Genomic DNA, 12607 nt, shown 5'->3' on the forward strand with positions numbered 1-12607 from the left:
GCCCCCCCAACTGGCATCAGCATTCAGGCCCATACAGCCTTCAATAAGATATTCACCGACGGTCTGCCGGGTGACAGTACACCCCTCTGACTCATCATTTAAATGGAATGAACCATCACCATAAACCTGCACTATCGGCGAAGCGGCTTTCAGTGTCCCGTCGCTGGCTTTAGTTGTATTCTTATTGTTGTAAAAAATAGCCCAATCCGAAACGCCACCATTTGAATTATAAAAACGCGTTCCCAATTGTACAGCCGATCCAGAATAGATCCAGTCAACTAAAAATTTGTGCCCCCATCCAAATGCAGATACTGTCGCCCAGTGCTGTCCAGAAAATCCCGGGCCTGATGCCATTCCTCCTGCAGCATTTAACCCAATAGCCACATCACCAATAGGTAACTTATTAAAGTCGTTACTAAAATCTGATGCGGTATTGCTTGCTACCATTGGCCCTGATTTGGCATGCGCGACACGCGTTTTATTCGCAGTAACGACGCCATCTCCAGTATCTCCAATATCACGGGTTGAGCTGCTTCCTAACCCAAGTTTTTCACGAGCATCTTGATAATTTGTCGCCCCAGTCCCCCCCTGTTCAACCGGAACAGCCCCTCCCGTTTTTGTGGCTGCATTATCAGAAAGATATTTCCAAGATGGTCCTGGGTAAGAAGTTCCATCCGGTAGTCTTACCGTGATATTCCCCGAGCCACTGAATACCTGCTGCCAGTTCTGTTTATCATAGTTCAGCCCGCGCAGCGCTTCAGCAGCTTGTGTTACTACAGCTGCGGTGACCAGGTTCATGGCGATACGAGGAACTGCATACCAGGCCGCACCAGATTGCGTTGGCCCGGTGAAATTACTCACCAGTGTCAGTGATGTATTCACTGTAACAACAGCGAAATCACCGGCTGCCAGTTCTGTAGTAAATGCAGTTCCGCTGCCCATTACGGCTGCAGAGTTATTCGTCAGGGTGAGTGTTCCTGCGCTCATTGAGACCTCGCTTTACAATTGTTATTTAGCTGTCGTACGGTGTGTGCAATTAGCCACCGGAGAAATTCCCCGAGGAACGCCCTACCATTATTGTGGGGCTATAAAGTGAATGCTGGTAACTGCCAATCGCCTCTTCCCGGAGTGTGATTGATACGATATCCGCCGTCGTAACAATGGAGTGCGTAACAACGAACGGGACGGTGCTGCCGCTACTCGAACCACCGCTTGATGTTGAAAACGTGTATCTTTTTTCGTTTCCGTTAATGCTGATAATAATCGTTGCCGAAGTTGCTGTTGATGTAAGACTCCTCACCTGGCATCCAACCTGGAACAATATTGTTTTTTGTAGCCCTAAACTGGAACTGTCTTTATATGTGAACGTTTTGGTGTTAATTGGCGCGGTCAATCCGGGATAATCGTTATATGTGTATAGGGCAACAATATCGCCCACAAATTTCCGGGCTGATACGGTGCCATAGAATTCCCCGTCTTCAGCATGAATATCGCCAGTGAACGATCCGCCGGTTGCATATACAGTTCCGCGTACGGTGACATCGTTAAATTCAGCCTGACCAGTTTTATCAATATTCCAGCCGGTCAATCCTGTCTGGTAATTATTCGAGCGTATGTAATTACCAATTTTTGTATTGGTAATACTGCCATCCTGAATAAACGCATCGCTGATAAATACCTGACCATTCACCACCGCAAAAGGTGAATATTGCGTATCACCGCTGCCACTCATCAGGACGAACTGATTGGCGTTAAACCCGACACGGGTGACTACCGGCTTACCCGCTTCTGCCAGCACCGCAATCGACATCCCGGCACCGTAAAAAATATCGTTGATGCGCACTCCGACTTTCAGGGTATGAATGGCCGTAGCACTTATAGCATCAACGGTGGCAGTGAGCTTATCCTCAAGCGAGGCGGTTACATCTTTAATCTGCGCCTGCACCTGTGTGGACATTTCAGCCATCGCTTTATCAACATCTGCAATGGTCGTTTTAACCACCAGAATACCCGGTGCGGTGCGCAGGCCACGCCCGAGCGCCTGCAGCCAGCGAATTTCGCTTTTTGTTGGCCTGGCGTAGATGATGCAACGAACGTCACTATCGAAGCCGGCCACCAAAACGCCCACACTAACGATGATTTTCGTTGCACCGGTTTCAAAGCGGTGAATGATGGTCTGGCGCTCATCCACTGGAGTGTCGGCGGTCATGACCTCAGCGTTAACACCCGCCTGGTTAAACTGGATTGTCAGGAAATTGGCGTGGGCTACATTGACGCAGAAAGCGATAGTAGGCAGATCCCGCCCATTCTCCAGCCAGTTCTGTACGATATCGCCCACCAGCGTAGAGCCACACATGATTTCAGCCAACTGCGTTTCGTTGTAATCGCTGCCGTACTCAAGCGAGGACTTGGTTTTTACGCCTTTCAGATCCGGCTTTGTTGGCGCGTAAAATTCGTATTTACTCAGATCGCCACGCTGGATTAACTCGCCGATGGTGGTCGGCTTAATCAGTCGGTCATAGTATTTGCCCAAGAATGGGGAAAAAGGCGTACCCGACAGACCAATCACCTTTACGCCTTTGCCGCGCAGCCGTTCGATATCCTTCAGGATGCGTTTTTTACGCAGGTGAGCTTCGTCGATAATCAGCAGATCGATATTTTCAGGAAAAACACGACGAATAAGCGTGTCGGCGCTGGCAATCTGAATTTTACGGGCTGGATCGTAGTTCGGGTGATCCGCCCAGATATAACCGATTTCATCCCCCGGTAACCCGTACTCCACAAAGCGATTGGCCGTTTGACCAATCAGGATGGTGTACGGTGCACAAAACAGAACGCGCATACCACGGCTGACGAACCCGGCAACGATGAAAGCGGCAAGACCAGTTTTACCGCTACCAGTTGGTGAGTACACCATGAAGGTGTCGTTTTCCTTCCAGTCACGGCGCAACATGTTTAGCGCTCGTTCCTGTGCAAAATTCGGCGTGATCGTCAGCTCCATTGTGCTGCCCCCGTGCTGATGAGATAATAATTTTGTGATGTGGTTTTCATGGATTCCCCCTCACATGGCTGGTGGCCTCCCCAAAGGCTGCCAGCCTCCCTTCTGATTCAGCTCCTCTGAAAAATCACTCTTCCAGGAAGAACCCTTTTCGTTTCTCAGCGCCTGAACGCCTTGTACTATCTTGCTGATACGGGCGTTTTTTTAATTGCGCCCTTAAGACAGGGATCTACTTAACCAATGGATCTCTCCTGTTGGAAAAGACCCTATTCCTCCCCCTGCACCCAATCCCCCCTTACCGAGCGCAAGCAATCTTTCGATGTCGCCGTCGCGACATATCACGCAATGGCGCAAACATACCGTATGTATGATTATCAGTTGATTGAATTGCCATGCGTTTCTGTTGAGGAGCGTGTGGATTTTATCCTTTCCAGGATAGTACACTGATAAAACAGCAACTACGCGTAATGGTGAATCACCCTGCCTGAATCGGCCATCGTGGCAAGAAAATACATTCTCTATGCGCGCTTGCAGACTGCAATGTATGTTTATATGAAAATCCGCAATGAGGGTTTAAATTTTATTTAAGAGGGAATAAATGCGTACTCGTCCATCCTCTCGATTGATAGTTCTTTCACCTGAAAATCACGTTCTGCTCTTTAGGTTCTGCCATAAAGATGATGCTCTGGATGGAAAAACTTACTGGGCAACGCCAGGCGGAGGACTTGAGCACAACGAGTCTTTTGAGCAGGCGGCGTTACGTGAGTTATTTGAAGAAACGGGCCTGACAAGAAAAACGGCGGGACCACAAATAGCCTCCAGAACCTTTCCTATGATGTTGCCAAGTGGTGAGAACGTTCTCGCTGAAGAACATTTCTTTATTATTACTGCAGAAAAACCAGATATTGACCGATCAGGTTGGAGTAACAACGAAAAAGAAGTCATTCGCGAGCACTACTGGTGGAGCTTAGAAGAGCTCAAACAAACTAAAGAAATCATCTTCCCACTCGATTTGATAATTAACATACTTGAACTTAACTCTCTGAAACGGCTTTAGATGTCCACTTCTGGCACGAAGTGGACAAGTTACCTGAGCTGAAGGTCCGCTATGAGCGATCTGCGGACGTTTTAGACCTCATAACCTAACGCCTGTAATCTATCCCGCAGTATGCATCCTTTAAAGTGTGGGATTTCGTGTGCATAGCTACGTAACTGGTGAATGCTATTGGGCATTCGGGGATATTGCTGTCTTTAGGTCGATAGCAAGCATCTCTGCTCGCTGATTCAAAGCATCTAACATGAAATCTTTTTTATCTTTTACGGTAACTAGTGAATAGTACGGCTCACTATTCGTACAGGTTAAGCGTGATATTGTAAAGTCATCATGATGAGGTATTAATGCACGATAGTTTCCTTCAGAGATAAACATAAATCGAGCTTTAGGATGTTCGTTGAGCCACATATATTTATTCTTACAAAAGAAAGTGTCTCGTGTGTCATATTCCATGGCAAATCCGTAACCGAATTTGATGATGGAGAATGTCTGGACACTAAATGCAATATATGAAATGTAACCAATAAAAAATAATGGAGCAAAAACAGACATTGAATAGTTAATATCACAACAGGGTGTTGCCTTTACCTTTTTCACCTGTGGAATAATAAGGGTTAAATAAGGGGTGCACATAAAATAAATAGCATAGTAGAAAATAAATATAAAAAGCAAGGCCGTGACTGCTGTCATGAGTTTGTTAAATGTGGTGTCAAAAGGAATATCAAATGAGTTAGAGACTAGCGAGCGAGCAAGATAATATGAAATTAAAGTTACTATTACCCATGAATATTTAATCCCTAGTTTTACTTTTGCAATTATGTTTTTTCTTTATTGTCAAAAGATTTTAGGTGGGATAAAATTGTATATGCAATTAGTAAGGTGGTCATGATAATTAATGCATTTGGAATGATGAGACTGATATAATCAATAATCTTAAAGGAAATACATGTCAATAAGAACAATAACGACGAAAACAATGCTGCACTTTGCGTTTTCCTATGACTTTTTCGAAGGCGAGTAGCCAGCTGATTGGTCGATTTTTCGTTCCAATAATAATGTATAACTAGCCCGCTTAGGATAATCATCCCCAGCCAAATAACAATTGGGTATACAAGGCCTCTCTGAGGCATGATGACGAGTATTGCCATATAGAAGAATAAAAAATGGGTGATGCCAAGGTTTAATGATTTCCATATTTTTTTCATTGATGTTCTTTTTTATAATTAGTGATTCCATTAACAATATTATGTTTTTATAACAGATACCAACAACAATATGAAGATAATTTTGTGATCGCATAAACGAGAATAGATAATTGCACCGAATCTTCTAGGTGAATCAAAGAGTTTTACCGAGTATGTTCCTCTATTCCGCGATGTCTACTTCTGGAACTTAGCAGACTGCTTTAGGCTGACAGTCCGCTCTGAGCGAGGAGCGGACGTCTATGCGGGATACTTACAAGTTTATTGCGCCAGACCGACTTTTACGAAAGGGCTACCATGACTACGCGATTTTTTGATTAGCTTGCCTACGTATAATTCTCTGATTTCTGGTGATGCGATTCGTCCAACAAATTCTGAACGGTTGGTTTCGGGGGGGATGACCAGTTCCCGGGTAAAGTACTGCTGAGAGCCTGCCTTTAACCAGCACTGTATCTCGTAGACTTCCATCACCAAACCGCCGTAGGTTGCGTATGCAAATTGCAGGTTTTCATCTTTTGGTACTTTTGCCCAGACGCCACGCGTAGCTTCATATAATGCAAGTGCACTCATGCCAGACTTATAGGTGCTGTTTAGCAAAAAAGCGAGCCCTGCATGTTCAGGTGCAATTTCCGTTTCTTGCTTAAGAAGGAGATGGTTGAGCTCATCCAGCGTGATTCGCCCCATAAGGGAGCTGCTTCCTCGTACTTTGTTGGTCAGTTCTCCAACACCTAAGAGATCAATACATGTAGCTTCAACAAGCTTAGCGGTTGCCTCATCCATGCCATGGCGTAGTATGTCGATTCCCAGGTTTCCTGTTTTTAACAGATGATTAATTCGTTCTGATTTCGGAGAGCCATCATTACACTTTATATGATCAAGACAGCGTTCTGACTTGCCTTTGCCTATATAAAACGGTTTTTTTGATGCATCTTCAGTGTCATAAAATGCATAAACATAGAACTTAGCCATCCCTAACGCTTTCGAGTATTTTGAAAAATCTTTCACCACCTTGCTTCCTTAGGACAAAAGTACTTAATTTCCCTATCGGCACTATAGTTCAGAACTTAAGAGCAAAACAAATAGCATATAGATTGACTGACCTGCCCCCCCACTGATGAATAAGGACCAAAGTTAGCAACGTCCGCGTGTGGCACGAAGCGGACCAGGTCACTGAGCTAAAGATCTGCAGTGAACGAGGAGCGGACCTCTGTCATGTTGTCGTAAATACTCACCGCTTAATCAGGAGATAGCAATACCTCTTGCCCTCAAGCTCCGTCTACTTGAATTGATGGCTTCCAGTAAGCGAAGGCGGCTTTCGCTGAGATGAACGGCGAGTAACTCTGCCGCTTTTTCAGTCTCCTGCGACCTAAGCGCCGCTATTATTTCTTGATGATCTTCCCATGCGGGATTCGATGGTGCTTTGTCGAGCCATCGTGCCCGTGAAAGCCGGCGCAGGGCATCGCTTACCCCTTCGAAAATAAACGCATTCTGACAAAGACGGGCCAGCTGTAGATGGAATCGTGTCCCGGCATCCTCCATCACCTCTTCTGACACATCAGCAGTCTTCGTTTTGAGCAGGTTTTCCAGACCGTTGAGTTGTTCTTCCGTCATCTGGCTGGCTGATAGTTTTAATGCCGCCACTTCCAGTACTTCCCGGTAAATACATAGCTGTTCAACTTCTGCGACATCGATCGGCGCCACTAACCAGCGCAGCCCATCACGACGGACCAGACCTTCTGACTCCAGTTTTTGTAATGCGGCTCGCACTGGCGTCCGGGATGCGTTAAACGTTGCTTCAGCCCAGCGCTCGGTAAGTCGTTCTCCTGGCCCCAGCTCCATATTGAGTATCAGTTTTCTTAATTGGTTTTCAACTTCTGATGCCTGACTCATAACAACAATGTTCTCCCGCAAATTGACAGTAAGATGCGCAATCGATATGGTATACCAATTTGGTATACCAAGAAAGAGTATTTCTATGACCCAATTCTATAACAGCTTCTGGCAGCGAAACCTGCTTGTTTGCTTCATTGGCTCGTTCTCAACGGTCTTCGCAATGACCCTTATGCTGCCGTTTCTGCCTTTGTATGTCGAAGAACTGGGTGTTAGCGGGCATACCGCGGTCGTGCAATGGTCTGGTGTCGCATTCAGCGCAACGTTTATCACTGCCGGGTTGATCGCCCCTGTCTGGGGGAAACTCGGTGACAGATATGGACGCAAGTCGATGCTCGTGAGAGCCAGCCTTGGCATGGCGGTTACTGTTTCGCTTATGGGGCTGGTGACAAATATATGGCAACTTGTCGGACTAAGGTTGTTAGTTGGCCTGGCGGGAGGTTACTCATCCGGCGCGACAATTCTTATCGCAGTACAGGCCCCCAGAGAACGTGCAGCCTGGGCACTGGGGATTGTTTCATCCGGTGTAATGGCGGGCAATCTTGTCGGTCCACTTGCCGGAGGGTGGCTCCCTGGTCTGATCGGAATTCGAACCACGTTTTTCTGTGCAGGTGCGCTGATATTTCTGTCCTTTATCATGACCCTCACCCTCATTCGCGAAGAGGTGCAAAAGCCTGAGAATACCGTGGCAAAAACGGCAGTGAGCTGGTCGCAGTTGCCTGCCCGTACTGTAATTATTTGTATGCTTTGCACCGGTCTGCTGCTGATGCTGGCCAACATGTCGATAGAGCCCATTATTACGGTATATGTGCGAACTCTCGTCAGTGACGCTTCTCAGATAACCAAAGTGGCAGGATATGTAATGGCTGCCGCAGCCCTGGGCAGCATTATTTCTGCATCCTGGCTTGGAAAACTGGCAGACAGGATAGGACATTTACGCATTATCACAATGGCATTGGCGACAGCCGGTTTTCTGCTTATTCCTCAGGCGTTTGTTTCCTCAGGCTGGCAGCTTATTGCTCTGCGTTTCCTTATGGGGCTGGCACTAGGTGGATTACTGCCATGTATGGCGGCGGTAATACGTCATCGTGTACCAGAAGGAATGGTAGGGAGCATCCTCGGTTATTCCGTAGCGGCACAGTTCGCAGGTCAGTTCATCGGGCCGTTGATCGGCGGCTTTGTCGGCGGGCATATCGGTATGCGAGCCGTCTTCCTGGCAACCAGTTGCATACTGCTGCTCGGAGCAGCCTGGAATCTCAACATTCATCGTCAGTCAGCAACGCGTTGACTGACGGCATTGCCTCGTACCTGCAAATCCCGGAGATTTTATGACGACTCAACTCAGTAATATCAATAAAAATAGCGCGCTGCTGGTAATGGACTTTCAGATGCTCATCCTCAACAACTTCCTCCCGCAAGAGAGTGCCAGAGATGTTATTCGCAACACGGCATCGTTGATATCTACCGCACGCGCAGCTGGCGTAACGGTTATCTACGTGAGTGTCGGATTCCGCAAGGGTTACCCTGAAGTCAGTCACAACAACACGATTTTCTCGTCAATTAAAGGGAATGGCATTTTTATGGTTGATAACGAGAGCACGGCCATTCATGCAGATGTCGCTCCTGAAGAGAATGAGGTCGTCATTGTTAAACGCAGAGTGGGGGCTTTCTCCTTTACTGAACTCGATTTGGTTCTTAGGGTGCAGGGAATAGAAACTTTGATTCTTACTGGCGTCACCACAAGTGGTGTTGTGCTGTCTACCGTTGGGCAAGCTTTTGACCTGGATTACCGGCTTGTGATTGCGAGAGATTGTTGTGCCGATCCAGATTATGACACCAATTTGTTTTTGCTTGAAAACATCTTGCCTCAACATGCCTTCGTTACTCATTCAACGGAAATATCAAAAGCCTGGGCATAAAATATCTGATGTCGAAGTACCCACCGTTTGGGTTGTGGAGTTGACCGGAGAAGCGCGATTGCCGTTCATATAAACGTCCGTTCCTGGCACTAAACTGACGAGCAGCAGGATCACGGAGACCCTTACAAGCGACGAGCGAACGTAGTTTGCATCTCTATTGTTGATAGTGACGCTGAGTGGATGCAGGGTGCCGCAGGAGGGATGCTTCGGGGCGTATTGGACGTCGCACCAGCTCCCCTCCGCAGTTCGGGCACTGGCCATTAAGCCGTTGGGTCACGCAATCGGCGCAAAATGTGCATTCGAATGAACAGATGTATGCCCCTTTTGATTCAGGAGGCAGATCTTTATCACAGCATTCGCAATTAGGACGGAATTCAAGCATAGTGCTCTCTTATTGTTAAAGGCACATCATTGGATATACCAAAAGCCATCTACCTGTATCACCTTTACGATAGACGACGATATTGTTTTTGCCTGTATTAAATGAGCATTGTCTATAAACCAGAAAAATCAAGAGAGTGAATTATTTGATAGAAACGCTCACCTTCGGAAACGAACGACCAGCCTATAACGCCCCAATCAATCACATAAAAATCAAATAGATAACACTTTTCATATCAACATTATCACTACGCTTTTTACACCTTCCCTTTCGTGCAAAAAAACAAGACCTGCCACAAAAATAACCGTATTAATTGCTCACAGTTGCACAAAATGGATAAATAACGTTAGCAGCACTTACAGTTTTTTCCTAAAGTCAGCGCTTCGTTTGTATGTCATGCTTCATCACGCTAATAACTTATAACGCTAAGCGAGGATATTATGAAAAAGACAATTATCGCATTATCTGCAATTCTGCTGGCTTCTCCTGTTATTGCCGCAACAACACACGCAACCGATAATGATGTCGCTGCCGCGCACGAAAACGCGAATACTGCAAAAGAAAAACTGCATCAGGCGCAGAATCAGGGCGAAGAGCAACAGTTAAAAGCAAAACATACTGCTGAAGGTAAGCAAGATGACCTGAGCAGCAAGGTGAGTGAGGGCTCACAAAAAGCCTGGAATACAACCAAGGAAGGCGCTGAAAAAGGTTGGAATGCAACAAAAGAAGTTACCGAGAAAGGCTGGAATAAGACCAAAGAAGGTGCAGCCTCCGTTGAGAAAAAAGTCAGCGAATAATCCTCCAGCCATTCAATAATAAAAAGCCGCTTTCGCGGCTTTTTATTATTAGCATGATCCGTCCTGCACAGCGTTGACACGTTTCTGACTTAAATCCGCAGAACGTGATGATGACTGAGTTTAAACGCCCCCAACGTGATTATCCTGCCATGGTCGCCACCGTGTAATAACCTTGTGGTATCATCAGCACATCACAGTTGTTGACCGCCATCCACTCTCCCTGCGACCCGCTAAAATACTGTCTGTTATTACCATAAGCTACAATTATATTAATTTTAGATAATCAGCCTCGCACCTGCTGACAATAATGAGTAAAGGTTTACTATAGACCTGTCTTTTTTTAGCAGGAAAGTAAAATGAAAAAAACAAAAGGGTTGCTGATTATTGCCCTTGCTTTCACTCTGGCATCATGTGCTTCAATTCCTGAAAATATCAAAGGTAATAATCAACCAGATATACAAAAGAACTTTATCTCCGTGCATAACCAACCGGGGTTATATACAGGCCAGCAGGCCCGATTTGGGGGTAAAGTCATCAATGTAATTAACACCAAAACGGATACGTTACTGGAAATCGCCGTTCTACCGCTGAACAACGACGCTAAACCACAAATAGACGCCAGCTATCAGGGACGTATTCTTGCCCAACAGAAGGGTTTTCTCGACCCGGTAAATTACAGAAACCACTTCGTGACTATTTTAGGGACAATTCAAGGAGATGAACAAGGATTCATCAACAAAATCCCGTACAACTTTGTTAAAGTTGATTTACAAGGCATTCAGGTTTGGCATTTAACTGAGTCCGTAAACACGACCTATAATATGTGGGATTACGGTTATGGCGCGTTCTGGCCCGGACCGATGTGGGGAATGCCCTACTCCGCAAATACCGTAACCGAGGTTACGCCAGAGCTAGTGAAATAATCCCTGTAGTACGGTGATGCGAATAGACTCCGGAGCCGAGTGTTTGCCAACACGCATTTTAATCACTCCGCGTTTCGCTTATTGCGTCATCGTGCTCCATGTGATCCTTCGCTAAATATTCATTATTTCTGCTGCATGTAATTTAACCGCTAACTTTTAGCGCAAAAATGGGCGTTACTTTTCTCATGCCTGACCATCTTCTGTTATTTACCGATAACTCCCCCACCCTGCATGCCATAAAAAAACATTTGTGCTTACGAATTCTTCAGGGATTACTATGAACAGAAAATGCTTACTGTTGATACCATTATTTTTTAGCAGCGTCATTATTACCGCCTGCGATAATAAACCTGCAGTAAAAACCGCCATGGAGCCCGGGGTCGGCGTTGTTACCTTAGCGCCTTCCTCAGTGAATATTAAAAGCGAGCTTCCTGGCCGCGCGGTTTCATTTGAGATCGCCGAAATCCGCCCTCAGGTTGGGGGGATCATCATCAAACGTAATTTTATTGAAGGTGACAAAGTCAGCAAAGGAGAGTCACTGTATCAAATTGATCCCGCCCCGTTGCAGGCCAGGCTGGATGCAGCCAGAGGCGCACTGGCAAAGGCGCAGGCGACGGCCAATAATGTGCGACTGACATTAAATCGGCAGTCAGCATTAATAAAATCCAATTACGTCAGCCGCCAGGACTACGACACGACGCGCTCACAGCTTAATGAAGCAGAAGCCAATGTCGCCGTCGCCAAAGCGGATCTTGAGCAGGCCACCATCAACCTGCGTTACGCCAATGTCACCTCGCCGATTGAGGGCATCAGCGGTAAATCCTCCGTAACCGTGGGTGCTCTGGTCACCGCGAATCAGGGAAACGCGCTGGTTACCGTGCAAAGACTGGATCCTATTTATGTTGATTTAACGCAGTCAGTACAAGACTTCTTACGCCTGAAAGAAGAAAAAGCCAGTGGGAAAATTGCCCAGCAAAAGGGCAAAATTCCGGTTGAGCTGATGCTGGAAAATGGCAAGCCCTATCGCTATACCGGCACGCTTGAGTTTTCCGATCCTGCCGTCGATGAGACTACCGGCTCCGTGACCTTGCGCGCCGTGTTCCCCAATCCTGAGGGTGAAATTTTACCCGGTATGTACGTCACAGCATTGCTGGATGAGGGCAGCCAACAGAATGTTTTAATGGTTCCACAGCAAGGGATTACGCATAACGCGCAGGGAAAGGCCACAGCGTTAATCCTCGATCAAGAAAACGTGGTGCAACTACGCGAAATAAATGCGGTGAAGGCTGTAGGCAATCAATGGTTGGTGACTACGGGATTACATCCTGGCGATCGGGTCATTGTATCCGGATTACAAAGAATCCGTCCGGGAATTAAAGCCAAAATCCTCGCAGCAAAACCAAACACACCTGACACGGTAACTGAACAGTAATATTTCAGGT

The 12607-nt window shown here is 46.4% G+C and carries 10 protein-coding genes and 2 pseudogenes; 6 read left to right on the plus strand and 6 right to left on the minus strand.

Features of this window, described 5'->3' with window-relative positions:
- Both FDX04_RS24580 and FDX04_RS23055 read right to left on the minus strand, forming a co-directional pair.
- A partial coding sequence (locus FDX04_RS24580; RefSeq protein WP_249935554.1) for a phage tail protein occupies positions 1–987 on the minus strand: 987 nt, incomplete at its 3' end.
- 571 nt (positions 988–1558) lie between these two features.
- Positions 1559–3001, minus strand: a pseudogene (locus FDX04_RS23055) (DUF1983 domain-containing protein); the annotation flags it as partial.
- Between the two features lie 595 nt (positions 3002–3596).
- Here FDX04_RS23055 and FDX04_RS23065 point away from each other — a divergent pair.
- Entirely contained in the window at positions 3597–4055 is a 459-nt protein-coding gene (locus FDX04_RS23065; protein ID WP_137371511.1) for an NUDIX hydrolase, read from the plus strand.
- 165 nt (positions 4056–4220) lie between these two features.
- On the opposite strand, the gene FDX04_RS24585 is transcribed toward FDX04_RS23065, so the two are convergent.
- From FDX04_RS24585 to FDX04_RS23080, 3 genes are all read right to left on the minus strand, one after another.
- Positions 4221–4742 carry a hypothetical protein gene (locus tag FDX04_RS24585; RefSeq protein WP_249935555.1) on the minus strand — a complete coding sequence of 174 codons (522 nt, stop codon included), beginning with the start codon at positions 4740–4742 and terminating at the stop codon, positions 4221–4223.
- 773 nt (positions 4743–5515) lie between these two features.
- Complete coding sequence (locus FDX04_RS23075; RefSeq protein ID WP_137361309.1) at positions 5516–6259, minus strand: hypothetical protein; 744 nt, start codon at positions 6257–6259, stop codon at positions 5516–5518.
- 234 nt (positions 6260–6493) lie between these two features.
- The gene (locus FDX04_RS23080) at positions 6494–7144 is read right to left on the minus strand and encodes a GntR family transcriptional regulator (protein WP_137361165.1); all 651 of its coding nucleotides are present in this window, start codon (positions 7142–7144) and stop codon (positions 6494–6496) included.
- 85 nt (positions 7145–7229) lie between these two features.
- Between FDX04_RS23080 and FDX04_RS23085 the strand changes: the two genes are divergently transcribed.
- On the plus strand, positions 7230–8432 hold the full coding sequence (locus FDX04_RS23085; protein WP_137371512.1) for an MFS transporter: 1203 nt from the start codon (positions 7230–7232) through the stop codon (positions 8430–8432).
- A gap of 40 nt (positions 8433–8472) precedes the next feature.
- Positions 8473–9064 (plus strand): annotated as a pseudogene (locus FDX04_RS23090) (cysteine hydrolase family protein); the annotation flags it as partial.
- A 153-nt stretch (positions 9065–9217) separates the two neighbouring features.
- Here FDX04_RS23090 and FDX04_RS23095 read toward each other — a convergent pair.
- Complete coding sequence (locus tag FDX04_RS23095; RefSeq protein WP_137371514.1) at positions 9218–9445, minus strand: DUF1272 domain-containing protein; 228 nt, start codon at positions 9443–9445, stop codon at positions 9218–9220.
- Between the two features lie 440 nt (positions 9446–9885).
- Between FDX04_RS23095 and FDX04_RS23100 the strand changes: the two genes are divergently transcribed.
- The 3 genes from FDX04_RS23100 (at position 9886) to FDX04_RS23110 (ending at position 12597) form a co-directional block, all read left to right on the plus strand.
- On the plus strand, positions 9886–10242 hold the full coding sequence (locus FDX04_RS23100; RefSeq protein ID WP_079226126.1) for a hypothetical protein: 357 nt from the start codon (positions 9886–9888) through the stop codon (positions 10240–10242).
- Positions 10243–10598: 356 nt separating this feature from the next.
- Positions 10599–11165 carry a Slp family lipoprotein gene (locus FDX04_RS23105; RefSeq protein WP_137371515.1) on the plus strand — a complete coding sequence of 189 codons (567 nt, stop codon included), beginning with the start codon at positions 10599–10601 and terminating at the stop codon, positions 11163–11165.
- 277 nt (positions 11166–11442) lie between these two features.
- Positions 11443–12597 carry an efflux RND transporter periplasmic adaptor subunit gene (locus FDX04_RS23110; RefSeq protein ID WP_137371516.1) on the plus strand — a complete coding sequence of 385 codons (1155 nt, stop codon included), beginning with the start codon at positions 11443–11445 and terminating at the stop codon, positions 12595–12597.
- Positions 12598–12607: the final 10 nt, after the last annotated feature.

Source organism: Citrobacter sp. wls615, from assembly GCF_005281355.1.
Classification (GTDB): Bacteria; Pseudomonadota; Gammaproteobacteria; order Enterobacterales; family Enterobacteriaceae; genus Citrobacter; species Citrobacter werkmanii.

What these genes read in the sequence shown, in the direction of transcription:
- FDX04_RS23085 (WP_137371512.1), top strand. Translation starts at nt 7,230, where the DNA reads ATGACCCAATTCTATAACAGCTTCTGGCAGCGAAACCTGCTTGTTTGC.
- FDX04_RS23110 (WP_137371516.1), top strand. Translation starts at nt 11,443, where the DNA reads ATGAACAGAAAATGCTTACTGTTGATACCATTATTTTTTAGCAGCGTC.
- FDX04_RS24585 (WP_249935555.1), bottom strand. Translation starts at nt 4,742, where the DNA reads ATGACAGCAGTCACGGCCTTGCTTTTTATATTTATTTTCTACTATGCT.
- FDX04_RS23105 (WP_137371515.1), top strand. Translation starts at nt 10,599, where the DNA reads ATGAAAAAAACAAAAGGGTTGCTGATTATTGCCCTTGCTTTCACTCTG.
- FDX04_RS23095 (WP_137371514.1), bottom strand. Translation starts at nt 9,445, where the DNA reads ATGCTTGAATTCCGTCCTAATTGCGAATGCTGTGATAAAGATCTGCCT.
- FDX04_RS23080 (WP_137361165.1), bottom strand. Translation starts at nt 7,144, where the DNA reads ATGAGTCAGGCATCAGAAGTTGAAAACCAATTAAGAAAACTGATACTC.
- FDX04_RS23065 (WP_137371511.1), top strand. Translation starts at nt 3,597, where the DNA reads ATGCGTACTCGTCCATCCTCTCGATTGATAGTTCTTTCACCTGAAAAT.
- FDX04_RS23100 (WP_079226126.1), top strand. Translation starts at nt 9,886, where the DNA reads ATGAAAAAGACAATTATCGCATTATCTGCAATTCTGCTGGCTTCTCCT.